At 36.4% G+C, this 19,893-nt stretch carries 21 protein-coding genes and 3 pseudogenes; 21 read left to right on the top strand and 3 right to left on the bottom strand.

What is annotated here, in order from left to right; genetic code table 11:
- Positions 1 to 155 precede the first annotated feature (155 nt).
- The 4 genes from IPJ09_05900 to IPJ09_05915 all read left to right on the top strand — a co-directional run bounded on the left by IPJ09_05900 (position 156) and on the right by IPJ09_05915 (position 4,394).
- Positions 156 to 1,286, top strand: a complete 1,131-nt coding sequence (locus IPJ09_05900; GenBank protein MBK7370962.1) for a hypothetical protein — start codon at positions 156 to 158, stop codon at positions 1,284 to 1,286.
- A 244-nt stretch (positions 1,287 to 1,530) separates the two neighbouring features.
- Positions 1,531 to 2,061 carry a fibrobacter succinogenes major paralogous domain-containing protein gene (locus tag IPJ09_05905; GenBank protein ID MBK7370963.1) on the top strand — a complete coding sequence of 177 codons (531 nt, stop codon included), beginning with the start codon at positions 1,531 to 1,533 and terminating at the stop codon, positions 2,059 to 2,061.
- Positions 2,062 to 2,308: 247 nt separating this feature from the next.
- Positions 2,309 to 3,073: a formylglycine-generating enzyme family protein gene (locus IPJ09_05910; GenBank protein MBK7370964.1), complete on the top strand. Its 765-nt coding sequence runs from the start codon at positions 2,309 to 2,311 to the stop codon at positions 3,071 to 3,073.
- A 31-nt stretch (positions 3,074 to 3,104) separates the two neighbouring features.
- Complete coding sequence (locus tag IPJ09_05915) at positions 3,105 to 4,394, top strand: hypothetical protein (protein ID MBK7370965.1); 1,290 nt, start codon at positions 3,105 to 3,107, stop codon at positions 4,392 to 4,394.
- Between the two features lie 46 nt (positions 4,395 to 4,440).
- On the opposite strand, the pseudogene IPJ09_05920 reads toward IPJ09_05915, so the two are convergent.
- The 3 genes and pseudogenes from IPJ09_05920 to IPJ09_05930 all read right to left on the bottom strand — a co-directional run bounded on the left by IPJ09_05920 (position 4,441) and on the right by IPJ09_05930 (position 6,768).
- A pseudogene (locus IPJ09_05920) lies at positions 4,441 to 4,641 on the bottom strand (hypothetical protein).
- Between the two features lie 310 nt (positions 4,642 to 4,951).
- Complete coding sequence (locus IPJ09_05925) at positions 4,952 to 5,956, bottom strand: NADP-dependent oxidoreductase (protein ID MBK7370966.1); 1,005 nt, start codon at positions 5,954 to 5,956, stop codon at positions 4,952 to 4,954.
- Between the two features lie 11 nt (positions 5,957 to 5,967).
- Entirely contained in the window at positions 5,968 to 6,768 is an 801-nt protein-coding gene (locus IPJ09_05930) for an SDR family oxidoreductase (protein MBK7370967.1), read from the bottom strand.
- Between the two features lie 111 nt (positions 6,769 to 6,879).
- On the opposite strand from IPJ09_05930, the gene IPJ09_05935 reads away from it, so the two are divergent.
- The 17 genes and pseudogenes from IPJ09_05935 to IPJ09_06015 all read left to right on the top strand — a co-directional run bounded on the left by IPJ09_05935 (position 6,880) and on the right by IPJ09_06015 (position 19,887).
- On the top strand, positions 6,880 to 7,290 hold the full coding sequence (locus tag IPJ09_05935; GenBank protein ID MBK7370968.1) for a helix-turn-helix transcriptional regulator: 411 nt from the start codon (positions 6,880 to 6,882) through the stop codon (positions 7,288 to 7,290).
- Between the two features lie 256 nt (positions 7,291 to 7,546).
- Positions 7,547 to 7,756 carry a phage integrase N-terminal SAM-like domain-containing protein gene (locus IPJ09_05940; GenBank protein MBK7370969.1) on the top strand — a complete coding sequence of 70 codons (210 nt, stop codon included), beginning with the start codon at positions 7,547 to 7,549 and terminating at the stop codon, positions 7,754 to 7,756.
- 5 nt (positions 7,757 to 7,761) lie between these two features.
- Positions 7,762 to 8,238, top strand: a complete 477-nt coding sequence (locus IPJ09_05945) for a tyrosine-type recombinase/integrase (protein MBK7370970.1) — start codon at positions 7,762 to 7,764, stop codon at positions 8,236 to 8,238.
- Between the two features lie 79 nt (positions 8,239 to 8,317).
- On the top strand, positions 8,318 to 8,641 hold the full coding sequence (locus IPJ09_05950; protein ID MBK7370971.1) for a transposase zinc-binding domain-containing protein: 324 nt from the start codon (positions 8,318 to 8,320) through the stop codon (positions 8,639 to 8,641).
- A 60-nt stretch (positions 8,642 to 8,701) separates the two neighbouring features.
- Positions 8,702 to 9,706: a transposase gene (locus IPJ09_05955; protein ID MBK7370972.1), complete on the top strand. Its 1,005-nt coding sequence runs from the start codon at positions 8,702 to 8,704 to the stop codon at positions 9,704 to 9,706.
- Between the two features lie 315 nt (positions 9,707 to 10,021).
- Positions 10,022 to 11,389, top strand: coding sequence for a metallophosphoesterase (locus tag IPJ09_05960; GenBank protein MBK7370973.1), 1,368 nt, complete (start codon positions 10,022 to 10,024; stop codon positions 11,387 to 11,389).
- 502 nt (positions 11,390 to 11,891) lie between these two features.
- On the top strand, positions 11,892 to 12,398 hold the full coding sequence (locus tag IPJ09_05965) for a hypothetical protein (protein MBK7370974.1): 507 nt from the start codon (positions 11,892 to 11,894) through the stop codon (positions 12,396 to 12,398).
- 399 nt (positions 12,399 to 12,797) lie between these two features.
- On the top strand, positions 12,798 to 13,124 hold the full coding sequence (locus IPJ09_05970; GenBank protein ID MBK7370975.1) for a hypothetical protein: 327 nt from the start codon (positions 12,798 to 12,800) through the stop codon (positions 13,122 to 13,124).
- 27 nt (positions 13,125 to 13,151) lie between these two features.
- Positions 13,152 to 13,277: pseudogene (locus tag IPJ09_05975) on the top strand (hypothetical protein).
- A gap of 75 nt (positions 13,278 to 13,352) precedes the next feature.
- Positions 13,353 to 13,862 carry a hypothetical protein gene (locus IPJ09_05980; protein ID MBK7370976.1) on the top strand — a complete coding sequence of 170 codons (510 nt, stop codon included), beginning with the start codon at positions 13,353 to 13,355 and terminating at the stop codon, positions 13,860 to 13,862.
- Between the two features lie 339 nt (positions 13,863 to 14,201).
- Positions 14,202 to 14,888, top strand: coding sequence for a tyrosine-type recombinase/integrase (locus tag IPJ09_05985; protein ID MBK7370977.1), 687 nt, complete (start codon positions 14,202 to 14,204; stop codon positions 14,886 to 14,888).
- 33 nt (positions 14,889 to 14,921) lie between these two features.
- The gene (locus tag IPJ09_05990) at positions 14,922 to 15,245 is read left to right on the top strand and encodes a transposase zinc-binding domain-containing protein (protein MBK7370978.1); all 324 of its coding nucleotides are present in this window, start codon (positions 14,922 to 14,924) and stop codon (positions 15,243 to 15,245) included.
- A 6-nt stretch (positions 15,246 to 15,251) separates the two neighbouring features.
- Positions 15,252 to 15,857 carry a transposase gene (locus IPJ09_05995; protein ID MBK7370979.1) on the top strand — a complete coding sequence of 202 codons (606 nt, stop codon included), beginning with the start codon at positions 15,252 to 15,254 and terminating at the stop codon, positions 15,855 to 15,857.
- A 1,205-nt stretch (positions 15,858 to 17,062) separates the two neighbouring features.
- On the top strand, positions 17,063 to 17,539 hold the full coding sequence (locus IPJ09_06000) for a DNA starvation/stationary phase protection protein (protein ID MBK7370980.1): 477 nt from the start codon (positions 17,063 to 17,065) through the stop codon (positions 17,537 to 17,539).
- A gap of 217 nt (positions 17,540 to 17,756) precedes the next feature.
- A complete protein-coding gene (locus IPJ09_06005; GenBank protein MBK7370981.1) occupies positions 17,757 to 18,713 on the top strand; it encodes a calcium/sodium antiporter in 957 nt (318 codons plus the stop codon).
- Positions 18,714 to 18,745: 32 nt separating this feature from the next.
- A pseudogene (locus tag IPJ09_06010) lies at positions 18,746 to 18,966 on the top strand (amphi-Trp domain-containing protein).
- Between the two features lie 255 nt (positions 18,967 to 19,221).
- Positions 19,222 to 19,887, top strand: coding sequence for a hypothetical protein (locus IPJ09_06015; protein ID MBK7370982.1), 666 nt, complete (start codon positions 19,222 to 19,224; stop codon positions 19,885 to 19,887).
- Positions 19,888 to 19,893: the final 6 nt, after the last annotated feature.

A 19,893-nucleotide genomic window follows, 5' to 3' on the forward strand; every position in this document is an offset into this window, starting at 1 on the left:
TCCATACTTTACACCTTAGATACTACCACCTGCTTGTCGGTCAACATAAAAGTATACCGACAGCCCTATAAGAGTAACGTGGAGCATAGCCCTTTTTTTGTGGGCTGTCGGATACTTTTATAAATGTTATCTGCAACAGAAGAAAAAAATAAAATATGCTAATCTCAAAAATTCAATCCGATTTGTTTGATTTTATAGACCGAGACCCAGATGATGCGGCAGGGCTGATTGAATTTTGGTACATGGCAAACAATAACGCATTATCCGCCGCATTGACAAAACATGACGGATTAAAGTTGATAGTTAATGTGAGCAGTTTTGAACAATTCGAGAAATTATCAAAAAAACTGTTCTTGGTTGCTGACACCTTAGTTGTAAGAGATACAAGAAAATGGGTGCCAGAAGAAGATACTTTGGGAGAAATACCTATGCCAGCGGACGGCAACTACAAGCCCGGATACTTTGACGAAGTTATCGAGGAATTGAAAACCCTAAGACCATCGCCTTTAACGCTAAATTATAGACCGCCTTTGCAATGGTCATCTTCTACTAAGATGTTAAACAATGGTTTGTATGTTGCTTATGCGGCTTGGGCATTCAATCAAATACCACAAAACTTTAAAGACTGGATTTTTTCAAGTGGCAGAGAATATTTAAAAACTGGCAAAATAGTTTATGCCCCATTCATACCAACATTTGAAATGGAACTTGAATTTTTAAACAAGGGATTGTCTGTTCCAGATTATTTCAATTCAATGCCTTGTTTTGATGATACATTTTATCATAATGTTGATAGCACTTGGGAATGGCTTGCAAATGATAAACTTTTGGCTCTTCTTTCCTTAAAACTCCCCTTTTTAGATAACATAGATATTGAGACGCTTTCGAAAGTTAAAGAAGATTATTATGAAGAATTTGCAACATTTAGTTCCGGTCTCTTGCAATCAATAAATAGTCTAAAATCAAATTTTGGAACTGAAAATTTTGCACATGAGGTGAAATATATTCAGAGAAACAAAATTGACGATGAATTAAATAACATAGAAAAGACTGTGAAAAGAATGAATAATATTGGTGCGTTAAGAAAGTTGGGGGTTCTTACAGGATTTCTGGGTGTAAATGCTTCTATGTACCGCGGTCTCCCGAATTACACAATTCCAACGGGTCTTGCAACAAGTGTAATTGGTTTCATTATGGAGCGTATAGAAGGTTTAAAAGCCAATAATGAGTTGAAAGACAAAAAGGGGTATTTTTTATGGAAACTGAAAGGAGTAGCCCCAAAATAAAATGCAGATAACAACGGCTTGCTGTCCATGCCGCCGAACAGCCAGTCCACAAAGCTAACGCACGGCGGCACGGCAGCAAGCCAAACGTTGGCAGTAATAGGGGGCTAGACCAAACTTAACTACATTTTTCCTCAATCTTAAGTACATTTAAACAATGAAAAAATTCGCTTTAATTCTTCAATTCTGCTTCGTTTTGGTAAGTATTGCTCATACCCAAACCGTGACCATTGGCAACCAAGTATGGATGTCTGAAAACCTTAATGTTGACAAGTTTCGGAATGGCGACTCTATACCTGAAGCAAAAACTGAGGCCGAATGGCTACTCGCAGGAGAGAATAAACAACCTGCCTGGTGCTATTATAACAACGACCCTGCAAATGGTGATAAGTATCACAAAATATACAATTGGTATGCAATAAACGACCCGAGGGGGTTAGCACCTGATGGATGGAAAGTTCCCTCAGATGATGAATGGACAGCCCTTACGGATTATCTGGGAGGAGAAGCTGCAGCTGGAACCAAAATGAAACGTACAAGTGGATGGGAAGAAAATGGAAATGGTACCAATGAAAGTGGGTTTTCAGCTCTTCGGGGCGGTTTCCGTGACTCTGGTGGGAAATTCGACTTAATCAATACCCACGGTGGTTGGTGGAGTTCTACGGAAAAGGATACAGGCGATGCTTTTCATCGCCACATGAATAGCTCAGATGGTGTGGTCTACGGAGGTACTTTCAATAAGGTAACTGGTTTTTCTGTTCGTTGCGTCAAGGATTAACTTATTTGTAGACTTGCTTAATTTAATTATAATTAACTCGGAAACGGGGAGCGTTTTTTATTTGGCAAAGTTCTAAAACACGTATTTCCTTGGCTGCACGACCTACCAAGTGAGGAGAAAGGCTCAACTACTGCCAACAATGTGTATGCGCAATTTAAATTTGATTAATAATTTTGAAAGGTAAATTTAAACTGCGCATACACGAACGTTGTGCGTCACTTTAAACAGTCATCAAAATACTATAACCATGAAGAGTTTTGACATTTACTTTCCCGAAGTCATTTATAGTTTCCCTATGGTTTTTTTAAAAGGAACAGGAGATAGTACCTATTTGTTTGGTGCAAGTGAAAAAACAGACATTCATATCAATGATTTTTTTATTTCCAAATTCCAGATAACTCAGCAAATGTGGGAATACATTATGGGCAATAACCCCTCACATTTTGTTTGCCCAAATAGACCAGTAGAAAATGTTTCTTTTAACAACATCACTCAAATAAATGGTTTTTTACACAAATTGAATCTTGAATTTGGTGATAAATATAATTTGATATTTCGCTTGCCTACAGAAACAGAATGGGAATATGCAGCTAGAGGCGGCTCTCATTGGAAAGATGATTTTCTATTTAGCGGCAGCAATGATATAAATGAAGTGGCTTGGTATGAAATGAACAGTGGAAAATATACCGACCCGGAAATAATTACAAAACTAAAAAATCATGAAAAAGGTACTGAGACACACATAGTAGGACTGAAGATAGGAAACCAATTAGGCATTTTTGACATGTGTGGTAATTTATGGGAATGGTGTCAGGATTCTTTTCAAAGAGATATTAGTTTGATACCAACAGATGGCACACCTTGCATGCATGAAAGTGAAGACAGAGTATTAAGAGGCGGATGTCATCATAATGGTGCTATCCATTGTACAGTATCTAAGAGGTATGCGATTTTTCCTGAAGCGAAAGATGAATGTATAGGATTTAGAATAGCAGCATCGTATTGGAAATGAATAATGTAATTCGATTCATTTTAAAAACTCAATGGTAGATAATGAATGCATTTCAATTAATTTTAAAAATAGAAGGAAAATGATAATTCTCCTTTCTATATATTGGGGTACAAACTATACCCATGCCCAAGTCAACCAACAGCTTGCCCAAGAGTACTTTAAAGAAGCCCAAGCACTTTGTGAAAAAGACGGTGGCAAACTTTGGGGCAAATCAATCTGTGGTCCAATGGTTATTTATGATAGGCAAACAAAAACAATCGCTACAAGTAAACCAGCACCCGATGCACCTCATCCTCAATTGCTTGGGCTCTTAAATGCTCCTATTCAATGGGGAGGTGAAACTTGGATTGCTTATATGTGGAGTGATATTGTGAACAGAAAGCCACGCGAACGAAAAGAACTATTTCTGCATGAAATGTTTCATGGAGTACAGCCCCAGCTCAAATTGGGTGCCGCTGCTAATACTCCCGAACACCTTGATGCTAAAGATGGTAGATATTGGATGCGATTGGAATGGAAAGCCTTGGAACAGGCACTTCGAAAATCAGGTAAACAGCGTAAAGCTGCCTTATCAGATATATTGGCCTTTCGGCAGGCCAGAAGAACTATTTTTGCCGCCAATATTGAGGACGAAAGAGGGCAAGAAATCACAGAAGGGCTGGCAGCCTACACAGGGACTAAGTTGGCGGCTGAGAATATTATAGAAGCCAAACAAAGTGCTATTGATTTGCTTACAGGTGCTGAAAATACTGCAAATGAAGCCAGTTTAGTACGCACATTTGCCTATATTTCAGGCCCAGCTTATTGTATTTTATTGGATGAAATTGCTCCTAATTGGCGAAAATCGCTTAAAAACACAGATGACTTTGGATTCTTACTTTCACAAGCACTAAAATTAAAACCAAGCACTGATGTACATATAGCAGCTTTGAAATACGCAGGGAATGATATTTTATTAGCAGAAGAAAAAAGAGAAAAAGCTAGGCGGGATCGTCTCCATGAACTACAAAAAATATTTATAGATGGCTCCATATTAATTTTTCCAGGCGGCAATCACAGTTTTGATTCCCGAGGTGCTGTATCCATTAAAGGTGAAGGTACCGTTTATTATGGCCCATTTCGTGCATCTGGCCCTTGGGGAAAATTGGAAGCCGAAAAAGGAGTTCTAGTTGCTACTGATGGTAGCACTCGTAGAGTGGCAGTACCTGTGAAGAAAGATGAATTAACTTATACAGGGGATGGATGGACATTGAAAATAAATGAAGGCTGGCAAGTAAAGGAAGGTGAAAAGAATGGGAGTTTTGAGTTGGTAAAAAAATAACAAACTCCCAAACTTAAATCACATTTATTCTTTCACTTTTCCAGTTTTATTCACTCTTCAAACTCTTCACTGGATTCATCAAAGCTGCTTTTATAGCTTGATAACGCACCGTCAATAATGTAATTAGCAAAGCCCCAGCACTTGCCACCACAAATATCCACCAGCTTATCTCTGTTCGATATGTGTATTTTTGCAACCAACCATTCATAAAATACCAAGCAATTGGGCTGGCGATGAGGCATGAAATGGATTCGGGCGAAAAGGTAAAGAAAAAATTTGAAGGCAATAAGTGGGCAGACATCTTACATCGCAGACTAAAAAAAGCGAACGCACAACATTGTATTTATGAAAAATGGGGCGGACGAAAGTATTTAAGCATCAGTACATTAATAAACATTTGTACCAGCGGACGGAATACCATGAAACAGTTGGAAGTAACTCAACTTTGGAACAAAACCCAGCACCAGTTACGGGCTGACGAGTTCCAAAGTCCCCCTTCTTCATAAATACTTTTACGTTATCGGCTATTTTACCGAAACCCTACACAGACAGACAAACTACTTGACTTTGATAACAACTTTCCCTTTTGACCGACCTGTTTCTACGTAGGACAAAGCATCATTAGTTTGTTCAAACGGAAAGACTTTATCTATCACAGGTTTTATAACACCAGCCTCAATAAGTTTTGTAATTTGACTTAATTGTTTGCCTTCTGCTCTCATAAACAGAAAAGTAAATTTTGCATTTAACTTTTTTGCTTTCTTTTTTATACCTAAACTTAAAAGTTTTGTCACAAATTTCAAATGCCAAGCTAAACCAATTTGTTCTGCAAATTCAGGTGTTGGTGGACCCGTTAGCGAAATAACTTGACCACCTGATTTCAGAATTCGTAATGACTTTTCCAAAACTTTTGTATCCTTATTGCTATGCAAAACCAAATCATAATCTTTCAATATAGTTTCAAAGTCTTGTGTCTTGTAATCAATTACAATATCTGCACCTAAACTTTTTACCAAATCAAAATTGCGTGAACTTGTTGTAGTAGCAACAGTTGCTCCTAAATGTTTTGCTAATTGAATGGCAAATGTACCAACACCACCAGAACCAGCTTGAACGAAAACTTTTTGCCCTTTTTGAACATTTGCAAGTTCTACCAATGCTTGCCAAGAAGTTAATCCAACTAATGGAATTGAGCTTGCTTCTTCCATTGTGAGATTTTTGGGTTTTAATGCAACTTCATTTTCATCAATAGAAATATATTGAGCATACGTTCCTAGTTTGTGATTTCCTGAACTAGAGTATACTTCATCACCCACTTTGAACTTACTAACTTTTGAACCCACTTTTGTCACAACACCTGCCACATCACGACCTAATTGAAAAGGTGGTTTCATTGGTAAGAAAAGTTTAAAATCACCATTTCGTATAAGCAAATCAATTACATTGACACCTGCAGAATTTACTTCTACTAATACATCATTTGGGTTTATTGCAGGTTCTGCAATTTCAGTTAGATGCAATTTTTCTTTTTTGCCGTAGCTTTTTGCTATGAATGCTTTCATTTTATTTATTTTTAAGCGTTGTTTAATTGTTTAAGTACTGTTTTTTCTAAAATGCCATAGGCAAAATGTTGTAACGTGATTAAAACGGATAAGCCTTTACCAACTAAATTTCTAAATTTTGGGTTTTCAGTTTCAACTACTTTCAGCACTTTTGATGCAACCATTACAGGATTTTCACCTTGTTCAACTATTAAATCAGCATATTTTTCGCTTTTCGCCCTTAGTCTATTGTAGTCTTCTATTCGATTTAAGGTTGTTGATGAATTTTCCATAATATTTGTTTTAAAAGAACCAGGTTCAATCATTGCCACACGAATATTAAATTCAGCTAATTCATAGCGCAATGCTTTAAAGTATCCTTCCAAGGCGTGTTTGGAGGAGGCATAGTAAGATGTATTCGGAAATGCAACAAGCCCAGTAATTGAACCAACTGTTATTATTTTACCAAATTTTTGCTTTCTAAAAGAGGGCAAAATTGCATTTGTAACTTTGATAGTTCCCCAAAAATTAGTTTCAAATTGTTTTCTACCTAATTCTATGGGAATTTCTTCTGCTATACCTGTAACTAAGAAGCCTGCATTGTTGATTAGAATATCCAACTTATCGATTTCTTTATAAAGTCTATCAGACAAAGTGGTTATTGAGTTGTCTGAATCAAGGTCTAATGCAATCATTTTGAAAGGGACTGTTGACTTTATTTTTTCAGGATTTCGACTTGTACCGATTACATTGAAACCCTTTCTGTGAAGCTCTTTTGCGATAAGTAATCCAAAGCCCGAACTTGCACCAGTAACTAAAATATTCTTGCTCATTTTTATTAGTTTTAAATTTAAAATTGTATTTTTGCTTGCAAATTGCAAGTGCAAATATACGAACAACTTTCAAAATGCAAGTTAAATCTCAAAGTATTTTAGAATTATTTTATGGAAACAGGTAAAAAAAGGTCAGACTGTCCTTTGAGTCAATCGCTTGACGTATTTGGCGACAAGTGGTCGTTACTCATTATTAGAGACCTAATGTTCGGTAACAAGTGTACCTATAACGACTTTTTAAAATCAGCTGAAGGAATTGCAACAAATATTTTAGCAACAAGACTGAAAGGACTTGAAGAAAATGGTATAATAGAAAAATCTGCACACCCCGACAGTAAAGCAAAAATTTTATACAAACTGACAACAAAAGGAATTGACTTATTGCCTATCATTATGGAAGTTTACATTTGGTCAGACAAATATTTAACTATTCCAGCAGACATAAAAGCGACAATTAAAGAAGCAAAAAAGGACAAAGACAAATTTATAAAACAAGTGTCAAAAGAACTGAAAACAAAATGACGAGAAAAAAACAGCCGATAACAGCGGTTTTGCAAAAGTGGGGCTTCAGTGCTAAATTGAACATTTGTGCTTCGATTTCCGCCACTTCGCCAAGCCGTAAAACGTTGAACAAACCCTTTTGCTAAAGTCTGTTTCATCATCGCTTTTTTCATCAACATACTCGTCATAGTATTTACATTTGAATCAATGAATTCAATCACTAAATCTATATTCTATGATATTGTATGATTCGCATTTACTAGAGTACAAGAATTTTATGATTCTTAAAAATTTTAGCCCCCGGACTATCAAGACCTATTATCAAATAGTGCATTATTATCTTCGATACTGTCATGATCATCATCCCAACGAAGAGCTAACTGACGACATAGCTAAAGAATATATATTACATCGATATGCTCTAGGTCTTGACTGGCAGACCGTGAACAGTGACTATTCTTCTATTCAAAATTTTATAAGAATATAATCTTAATGCCCTGGAATATTAAAAAAATACCTAGACCGCGCAAAGAGAAGAAACTACCCACTATATTATCCAAAGAAGATGTAGTCAAAATCATTGAGAATGCCCCTACCTATAAACAACAGGTATTACTCACCTTCATTTATACCACAGGCATGAGACTCAGCGAATCTATTAATGTATGTTTTGAAGACATTGACAGTAATAGATTACAGATACGAGTAAATAAAGGCAAGGGCAATAAAGATCGATTTATATTGGTGCCCCCTGTACTCATTGATCTTCTACGAGATTATTATAAAAAAGTAAAACCCATAAAATATTTATTTAATGGTATTCACAAAGGAAAGCCTTACTCTCCCAGATCTGTACAGCTTACCATGGCACAAAGTAAAAAGTTGGCACATATAAACAAGAAATGTTCTATACACACACTACGAAACTGTTATGCAACCCATCATCTCGAAGGTGGCACACCTGCCTGACGGCAGTCAGGGATTTAGTATTCCTACAGGAGCAAATGGGGCATAAAAATCTGCGTACCACCATTCGCTACATTGGATTATGTGTAGAAAGGCATCGATATATCAAACACCCAATCGACTCTCTACAGATCCGTTATCAACCAAATCGGGGTATTCCAACACCAATAGCATAGGTGCTCTTTTCAGAGACCATGGTGAAGAGTATATCCGCATCTACAAACCTTCGATTCAACAAATAAAACTCATACGCGCGATTCGGGTATGCAAAACGCCTGCTTTAGGTGGCCATGTATTTATTTGCAAAGATTGTGGTCATAAACATTTTGTTTATCATAGCTGTGGTCATAGTCACTGCATGATCTGTCAAAGCATCAAGCGTGAACAGTGCCTGCCTGTCCGGTAGGCAGGGATGGATAAGCTCAGCAATACTTTACTACAAGTACCTTATATCCATTCCGTTTTTATGTTACCTCATCAGCTCAATGGACTTGCTCGCAACAATGAGTCTATTATGTATTCACTTATCCTTCGTGTCGCATGGCTAACTGTAAAATCAATTATGGCCAAATACTGTGCTACGCCTGGCATGACTTCAATACTCCATACATTTGGATCAGACATGAAGTATCATATTCATGTCCACGCTTTGGTCACCTTTGGCGGATTATGCAAAGCATCCTGCGGAGATGTACACACCAACCAATGGAGGTTTCCGAAATTCAGTGATAAAATCGAGCGGTATCGCACGATCTGTAGCACCTATAAAAATATTTTTATTCAAGAGTTCTTATTACTTTATCATACTCATAAAATAAATTATCACTTACCCATAGATGATATACTCCATGAAGTTCAAAAAATAAGATGGGTAGTACACAGTACTCACCCTACCATGAATACTATTGTAATCGAAAAATATCTTGCCCGATATATTAATCGCGTGGCCATTTCCAATAATAGATTACAATACCTCAAAGACAATCATAAAGTAATCATTCTGTATAATGATTACAAAAATCAGCTGTCTGGCTGCCCTGCCCCCAAAGCGTTTAAAGAACTCGATCCTATTCCCGCTATTCATCAGATACTAGAACATGTACTCCCCCCTCATTTTCAAAAAACCAGAAAGTATGGTCTTCATCACCATTCATTTAAATGCACTCATACTATTCCCGATGCTTTACGGAGAGAGTCTGATACTGTGAGGACTTTATTTCAAATCATTACTCAGCTATGCAAGCAATCCGCCTTCAAGTGTGATCAATGTGGCTCTGATCAGCTTTACATGGAAATCGTAATACCTGACAATAATTACATTTTCAAATTTATTTCTTTAGATTTTCTTAAAGCTCCTCCTCCAATGAATCCAGATATTAAACCCAATTTTCAGAATAATATGATGCAATCACCTGGTGCTCATGCTATTCCTATTCCATCACACAAACATTTCATCCATTCGAATGCATAAAAAGAAGATCAATACGACTAACTTTTGCACCACATGATTCAGCTACATATTTTTTGCTATGCAAGCCATCATATTTATCCTTCCGTAAGGGGTCAAAATCGTTTTAAACCACCATTCACTCTTATCACACTTACCCTTACTGGACTAATTGAGATTTTCTTTGCCAGGATAGCGGCTTCGTTCAACTTGGAATGTTGATGAATCCCACTTTGAAAGAATTGCTTATTTTTGGACGCAGCATGAGGGAATTCATTCAACATTCCTTTGTGTTAGCAGCAATAATTTCACGACATTCATAACCAAAATCATAACAAAATGGCAGACTTTAAATTCATTCATCTTTCAGACTTGCATTTTCATGGAGGCTCTTCTCAACGACACAAGACACACTCGCATTCCATACCGCATTTAAAGGGCATTCAAAAAGTTGTCCAAAAGGAAAAAGAAAATATGGATAGATTAATCATTAGTGGTGATATTAGCCATTATGGAGACGATGACAACTTGTTGAGAGCAAAACAATGGATTTTTAGTTCAATGGAAATTGGGAACGAGGAAAGAATATCTCTTGGTCTTGATGAAAATGAGCATGATAAAGTGAGATTAGTTCCAGGTAATCATGATGCTTGGAATTCAAAATCAAGAAATGGAAAAATAATTGACATACGACAAAAATCTCTAGAAAACTTTAATTATGTTTTCAGAAGAAATGGCAAAGATGTTATTCCTTTTCCCGATGGTTATTATTTCGATTGGTTACAGAAAGGCGAGCGTGGTGTATTCATTGTATTCCTTGACTCAAGTTACATGGGGGACACACAAATTGAGAATGAAAATCCAGAGCTTACTATAATAGACAGAGTTGCAAAAGGAAAGATATCTAAAAAACAAGCTGAAAGCGTCCTTATGCTTTATGACAAAGGTTTATTGGGTAAACTTGAAGACCCCTATAATAGTGGTAAGTATATAGACAAATCTGTTTTTTCTAAGGCTTTGAAAATTGTTGTAATGCACCACTATATTTTTGAGCCTTCTGGACAAAAGCGTGAGCCACTTCTTCAACTTAGAGAAAAAGAATCTGTTTTTAAAAATTTTGCTTTAGCAGACACAGACATTCTAATGTGCGGTCACAAGCATTATGCTGAAATTAAAGACCATTTGTATTTACATCATTTTGATAGAAGAGCAAAGGCAAGGTATATTTTTAATTATTTCAGAAGACTTATTGGAATTCACTCACTGCCATTCCAATATTCCGACAAAAAGGGCAAAAAAGAAAACAAACTAATTTCTACTTTGATTTCTCTTTTCTTGATAAATAAGTATAAATCTCATAATGACAACAAAGACATAATATCAGACGACAGCTTTATAGAACCATTGTCAGAAATTTTAGTCAGAGGGATTGACAATCCAGAGGGTTTTGAAGCAGAATTAAAATCCTTTATCAACGAATGCAACGCTTCTGCTCTTGATGATGGCATTTTGGACGAGGCAGAACTTTCTGAAATAACAAAAAGAGTTAGAACATCACTTAGTGCAGAGGAGAGAGAAAAACTAAAGGAACTTACTAAACACTTGAAAAGAGTAATCAAAGAATTATTCTCAAGACAGTTTTTACAATTAATGGTTGGCTCAGCTTGCAAAGCACATGACGATGAAAAAAAAATACAGGTCCTTTAACGTATATAAAATTGATATTTTATCTGATGGATATAAAGTGAAATGCGAAAAATACATTTGGGATAAAAGTTCAAATGACTACAATGAGAATCCAACATCAGTTACTTATGAATTTACAGACAAAAATAGACCATTACACTAACGGCATTACTGCTGCTAACACGGGTTTTGCGTCAGGCGGGGTGATGTGCAAACTTGGAGCTTTGTACTTCTTCAAGTGTAGTGCAGGTTGACAGTTTAGTGCTTCGAAACCCGCCCGAACGCAAAGCCCAAAAACGTTAGCGGTCATGCTTGGGCGACAATACCGACTTGAAACTGACGAGCTTTGAACAAACAGAAATATTAAAATTGGACTCATACCTTGACAAACATATCGCAACAGTTAGACGACAAATTTCGGCTGACATTAACGACACGACTGTTGACAATGTCGTGCGGACTTTTAGCGTTCCATCTTGAGGACAAGAACTCATCATCTTTTCAGGACTATTACTTCCTGACTTTGACCAACGAAAATTACTTTCTCACTTCACCGACATTTTTCAGGGATTTTAAGAAGCGGTATTCCTTACAAGGCATTGACAACGGTTATCTGGACAGATTAGAAAGTGATAAGCAAAATATCTTGTCACTTCTACAAGCCGACAATTTAACCGACTTGTATTTTGACTATTTCGCAAAGGCAAATATCAAACACGGGGCGACAACGGTTGACAAGGACTTGGGTTCTTTCTTCGCTAAACTTGTTCATACTTTTAAACCTGCTGACTACTGTGCGTTAGACAATCCAATCAAAGACTATTTCGGACTTAAACGAGAGAGTTTCTTTATCGCTTTTTCAATTATCAGTTCAGCTTACAAACTTTGGGCTGCGAACAACTTAAAATTGTTGGCAGACATAAAACAACAATTTGAAAATATTGACAACAAACATTTAATTCAGCACGACAAAGTTACGGACTTAAAACTTCTTGATTTGGTTTACTGGACCAAAGCAAACCTTAATTAAAATAAACGCAAAAAACTTAAACTAAAAACAAGCAAAATGAAAAAATCAACAATCCTTTTACTGACCATTGGAACATTATGTATGAGTTTTACCCTACTTACAAGACATTTCTTTAAGACATCCTTAGACATTGAGGATTTTTTGAAAGGGCTTGGGGTTGCTTTCATTATTTCGTCCCTATTTGTCCAAAGGAAACTTCAGGGTAAGTCTCTCAATTCCTAATGTTCACAGACAAAATAGCACGAACCGCTAACAAGGGGTTTGCAATAGCGGGGGTTACATGCTTCGCAGACGCATTTGTGCAAGATGGTAGTTCAGTTCTCTGAATGAAGTTTAGTGCTAAAACACCCCGCCAATGCAAACCCCCGAAACGTTAGCGGCAAGCATAAAATACGAAAAATGAAATTAACACTTAGAAATATCTCTTTATTGATTTTAGTTTCTTCATTTGTTTCTTGTAATGGACAGGTTAAAAATGACAAACCATCACCCGAAGTTGAGAAGGTTACAGAAGTAATCAAAATTCCTCTTCCGAAAGACGGATTTTCAAATGGTTTCCTAGACATAGACGGTACGATTTGGTTCACAAGTAGTAATGGTATTTACCATTTTGACGGTAAAACATGTAAGAATTATACTATGAAAGACGGATTGAGTAGTAATCGAGTCTTTCAATACTTTCCGACAATAAAAACAATCTATGGTTCGGAACTCAAAATGGTTTAACCAAATACGACAGAAAAGTTTGAACAAATACCGCTGCCATACCATGACACCACAACAGGTTGGATTAGCACCGTTTACCCCACTCTAAGCCCCAATGCTGCTTATGCTTTAGCAACCGATAACAACAACAACTTATGGATTGGCACTGGTGGTGCTGGAGCCTATTGCTATGATGGGAAAAACTTCAAATCCTATTTAACCGAAATCGGACAAAAACAAATAGATAGTTTGTACCACAATTGGATTCCTTTTATAAGAAAAGATAGCAAAGGAAATATGTGGTTTGCATCAATGACCCACGGTGGAGTCAGTCAATTTGATGGTAAAGAATTTACACAATATTTGATAAAAGATGGATTATGTGAAGACCAAATACGAACTATTTACTGCGACAAATCTGGAAAGATATGGTTTGGGTTTAACGGGAATAGAAATAGTGGATTAACTGTTTATGACGGTAGCTCATTCAAAACATATTTTATTGAAGACGGTCTTTGCAATAAGCGAATTCGTGCAATTTATGAAGATAAAAATGGTAATCTTTGGCTTGGTGCTGACTTGGTTAACTTATGCATTTTTGATGGTCAAAAGTTTTCTGAATTTAACTACACCGGAAAGGCATTCTCTAATGTACTATTCATTTTTGGCGATTTAGATGATAATATTTGGTTTGGTGGAGCGAATGGAATTTGGAAATATGATGGAGAAATAGTAACTGAAATGACTACGAATAAATAGTAAAATGGCAACAGCAAACAGGCGCTTGGCAAAAAAGCGGGTTCAGTGGTTAAATGAAGCATTGTGCTTCGTATCAAGTTTAGTGCTGGCAGACAGTTTTGTGATTCGAGATCCGCTTCTTCGCAAAGCCCCAAACCGTTGAACAAACCCTTTTGCTAAAGTCTGTTTCATCATCGCTTTTTCATCAACATACTCGTCATAGTATTTACATTTGAATCAATGAATTCAATCACTAAATCTATATTCTATGATATTGTATGATTCGCATTTACTAGAGTACAAGAATTTTATGATTCTTAAAAATTTTAGCCCCGGACTATCAAGACCTATTATCAAATAGTGCATTATTATCTTCGATACTGTCATGATCATCATCCCAACGAAGAGTTAACTGACGACATAGCTAAAGAATATATATTACATCGATATGCTCTAGGTCTTGACTGGCAGACCGTGAACAGTGACTATTCTTCTATTCAAAAATTTTATAAGAATATAATCTTAATGCCCTGGAATATTAAAAAAATACCTAGACCGCGCAAAGAGAAGAAACTACCCACTATATTATCCAAAGAAGATGTAGTCAAAATCATTGAGAATGCCCCTACCTATAAACAACAGGTATTACTCACCTTCATTTATACCACAGGCATGAGACTCAGCGAATCTATTAATGTATGTTTTGAAGACATTGACAGTAACAGATTACAGATACGAGTAAATAAAGGCAAGGGAAATAAAGATCGATTTATATTGGTGCCCCCTGTACTCATTGATCTTCTACGAGATTATTATAAAAAAGTAAAACCCATAAAATATTTATTTAATGGTATTCACAAAGGAAAGCCTTACTCTCCCAGATCTGTACAGCTTACCATGGCACAAAGTAAAAAAGTTGGCACATATAAACAAGAAATGTTCTATACACACTACGAAACTGTTATGCAACCCATCATCTCGAAGGTGGCACACCTGCCTGACGGCAGTCAGGGATTTAGTATTCCTACAGGAGCAAATGGGGCATAAAAATCTGCGTACCACCATTCGCTACATTGGATTATGTGTAGAAAGGCATCGATATATCAAACACCCAATCGACTCTCTACAGATCCGTTATCAACCAAATCGGGGTATTCCAACACCAATAGCATAGGTGCTCTTTTCAGAGACCATGGTGAAGAGTATATCCGCATCTACAAACCTTCGATTCAACAAATAAAACTCATACGCGCGATTCGGGTATGCAAAACGCCTGCTTTAGGTGGTCATGTATTTATTTGCAAAGATTGTGGTCATAAACATTTTGTTTATCATAGCTGTGGTCATAGTCACTGCATGATCTGTCAAAGCATCAAGCGTGAACAGTGCCTGCCTGTCCGGTAGGCAGGGATGGATAAGCTCAGCAATACTTTACTACAAGTACCATATATCCATTCCGTTTTTACGTTACCTCATCAGCTCAATGGACTTGCTCGCAACAATGAGTCTATTATGTATTCACTTATCCTTCGTGTCGCATGGCTAACTGTAAAATCAATTATGGCCAAATACTGTGCTACGCCTGGCATGACTTCAATACTCCATACATTTGGATCAGACATGAAGTATCATATTCATGTCCACGCTTTGGTCACCTTTGGCGGATTATGCAAAGCATCCTGCGGAGATGTACACACCAACCAATGGAGGTTTCCGAAATTCAGTGATAAAATCGAGCGGTATCGCACGATCTGTAGCACCTATAAAAATATTTTTATTCAAGAGTTCTTATTACTTTATCATACTCATAAAATAAATTATCACTTACCTATAGATGATATACTCCATGAAGTTGAAAAAATAAGATGGGTAGTACACAGTACTCACCCTACCATGAATACTATTGTAATCGAAAAATATCTTGCCCGATATATTAATCGCGTGGCCATTTCCAATAATAGATTACAATACCTCAAAGACAATCATAAAGGATGGTCTTCATCACCATTCATTTAAATGCACTCATACTATTCCCGATGCTTTACAGAGAGAGTCTGATACTGTGAGGACTTTATTTCAAATCATTACTCAGCTATGCAAGCAATCCGCCTTCAAGTGTGATCAATGTGGCTCTGATCAGCTTTACATGGAAATCGTAATACCTGACAATAATTACATTTTTAAATTTATTTCTTCAGATTTTCTTAAAGCTCCTCCTCCAATGAATCCAGATATTAAACCCAATTTTCAGAATAATATGATGCAATCACCTGGTGCTCATGCTATTCCTATTCCATCACACAAACATTTCATCCATTCGAATGCATAAAAGAAGATCAATACGACTAACTTTTGCACCACATGATTCAGCTACATATTTTTTGCTATGCAAGCCATCATATTTATCCTTCCGTAAGGGGTCAAAATCGTTTTAAACCACCATTCACTCTTATCACACTTACCCTTACTGGACTAATTGAGATTTTCTTTGCCAGGATAGCGGCTTCGTTCAACTTGGAATGTTGATGAATCCCACTTTGAAAGAATTGCTTATTTTTGGACGCAGCATGAGGGAATTCATTCAACATTCCTTTGTGTTACAGGCAAGCGTAGGACGACCGTGCAACCTTGACAATTCCGACTATAATTGGAATAACATATGGTATAACCAGTGCCCTCAATGTCAAAAATTGTCACTGATCTTGGTTGCAGTGTGTTTTAAAGATGATTCATAATTGGCGAGAAGATGACCAGAGCAACACCCTCAACTATGCAAGGCAGCTTGCTAGTGCAATCAATTTCTAAAAATAAAAAAATGTAATCAAAAACGTAAATTACAAGGTAAAAAATCATAAATTTAACATTCAAATGAATTAAAATTGCCTACAACCCATCAACACCCAATAAAAATGATAACAACTCACCACCTTAAGCTGCATCATGCATCCATACTTTACACCTTAGATACTACCACCTGCTTGTCCGTCAACATAAAAGTATACCGACAGCCCAATAAGAGTACCGTGGAGCATAAGCCTTTTTTTGTGGGCTGTCGGATACTTTTATAAATGTTACCTGCAATCGTAGGGCGACACGTTACAAATAGACAAACATGAAAAACAAACAAACAATAAAACAGTTCCGTAACTATTGTTACAGTACAGCAACTTTTTAAGACTTACATTTGAAACTAATTAATTAAACAATTTAAATCAAAAAACATGAACAAAATAAATGCAATAGGGCTAGACAATGACAAGGCTAAACATTTGGCAGAAAAATTAAACGAGCTATTGGCCAACTATTCAATTTTTTATCAAAATACGAGAGGTTATCATTGGAACATTAAAGGAGAGAAATTTTTTGAACTTCATTTGAAATTTGAAGAATTGTACAATGACCTATTATTAAAAGTAGACGAAGTTGCGGAAAGAATTCTAACATTGGGACATACACCAAAACACAATTATGCTGACTATCGCACAACTTCAAAAATCAAAGAAAGTGTGTTTGTAAGTGATGGAATAAAGGCTGTTGAAGATATTTTAGCCTCGTTTCAGACAATTATTATTCTACAAAGAGAACTCCTTGTAATTGCTTCTGACGCAGGTGACGAAGGAACAAATGCTTTAATGAGCGACTACATTAGGTTACAAGAAAAATCAGTTTGGATGTACTCTTCATTTTTGAAAAAATAGTAGTAAAAACGCCAGCAGATAACACGGGTTTTGCAAAAGCTGGACTTCAGTGCTAAATTGAACTTTTAGAATTCTAATGAACATTGTGCTAAATTTGAACATTCGTACTTCTAATCCCAGCCTTCGCAAAGCCCGAAAACGTTCTATGCCATTCTTAACGACATCTCCGACATAACATAATTCAAAGGGCTGAAAGAAAATCAAAGAATGAAATTATATGCTGACATATTTTTTATTAATAATCGGTTTTATCATAATCATCAAGGGTGCCGATTTATTGGTGGATGGAGCTTCGTCCATTGCCAAAAAGCTGAATGTTTCTGATTTGGTAATAGGCTTGACAGTAGTGGCTTTTGGCACTTCTGCACCGGAATTGTTCGTTAATGTTTTTGCCAGCATTCAGGGTAATTCTGAAATTGCCATTGGTAATATTCTCGGCAGCAACATTGCTAATATCCTTTTGATACTTGGCGTTGCTGCTATTATTTTTCCGCTTTCGGTTCAAAGCACTACCGTCTGGAAAGAAATTCCATTCAGTTTGCTAGCGGCTCTGATATTGGGTGTTCTCGTCAATGACCACCTGATTGACCATAAGGAAAATTCGGAATTGACAAGAGGTGATGGGCTTGTATTGATTGGGTTCTTCATCATTTTTATGTATTACATTTTCAGCATTGCAAAAAAATCCGAAAACAAAACAATTGGGGACTTAAAACAGTTAAGCAATTTTAGGTCTGTTTCATATATCCTTTTGGGCTTAACAGGATTGGTTTTGGGAGGCACCTGGATTGTCAATGGTGCAATTGAAATTGCCGGTAAATTTGGGGTGAGCGAATATTTAATCGGTTTGACTGTTGTAGCCGTAGGCACTTCGCTTCCCGAACTTGCCACTTCTGCTGTGGCTGCCTATAAGAAGAATACTGACATTGCCATTGGAAATGTGGTCGGCTCTAATATCTTTAACATCTTCTGGGTGCTCGGTATTAGCGCGGTGATAAAACCACTGCCTTTTAAACCTGCCGGCAACTCAGACATTGCGATGACTGTTTTTGCCAGCGTCCTTTTATTTGCTGTTTTATTTGTAGGGAAAAAACAATTATTAGAAAAATGGCAGGGGGTGTTGTTTTTGCTGCTCTATGCTGGCTATTCTGTCTTTTTAATAATGAGAGGATAAAATAAACATAATTTAAAATAAAACAAAACAAGATGAAAAAGAAAAATAGCGATATTGTAAAAGAATACCCCCGCAAGCAATTCATTGCTAAATTAAGACGACTTGCTGATGTACTGGAAGCGGGAAACACTTTCCGCATTCAAATTGGAAATGAGAGCATGTATATTCCGGGAGATGTTTTTGTAAATATTGAGCACGAACGGCAAAAGATAGTGAAGAGTTGGAGTTTCAACTGAAAGGGGAAAAAAAGTAACACATCACAATTAACAATGAATAAAATGTTGGTGTCAAATTGAAACGAAACTGCGCAACTAGTCGAGAAAAAAAATAGAACGAACCGATAACTGCGCGTTTAAGAGTGGCGGGTGACGAGCAAGTTTGAGCGTATACACAATAAATTTACTTTTGTCTCGTTGGACAGCGACGAGCATTTAATACGCCACTCCTCAAACCCGTAAAACGTTAGGTGCAACCCAAACAGACCGTTTCTAAACAGACAAAATATCAAATGGACAATACAAAACAAGTATTGCTGATACAAAAAATAATTGCTTGCGTTCTGACTGCATTTGTAACTGCATATCCATTAGCACGACTAAATCCCAATTTCTTTCCAAACACAGTTTTTGCAAGAATATTAGCATATCTACTTTTTGCAACTATAATTTCAATTCTATTGTTTTGGAAATATATAGAAAGAAAAACTAAACAAAGTTCACATTCAATATTAGGACTTGTCAATAGTATTTTGGCTTTTGCACTTGCATTTCATTTTACTAAATGGGGACTATTAAAAATACTTCGTTTACATATGACTGATTCTTTAGGACTTATGGAAATGCCTATGACTATGGTTTCCGGAGATAAGCAATTATCACATTTCTTTGGACAGAGTTATCCTATGGTTTGTATTCTTGGACTATTAGAAATTTCAGGTGCTATATTTATTTTGTTCAGAAAGACAAGATTACTTGGCACTATGATTTTATTCGTAATGGCAGCTAACATTATAATAATTGACATTTTGTATTATGTATACGACCCACTTCTTGAAGCCATCACTTTATTAATAGGTGTTTTGTATTTAGCTTACCAAGACAAAGAAAAATACTTAATTTCTTTTTTTCAGCAAACGAAAATTTGCCTAAATTCTATTTCAATAGTTCTAAATTAAAAAATG

The sequence above is a fragment of the Saprospiraceae bacterium genome (assembly GCA_016709995.1).
GTDB lineage: Bacteria > Bacteroidota > Bacteroidia > Chitinophagales > Saprospiraceae > JADJLQ01.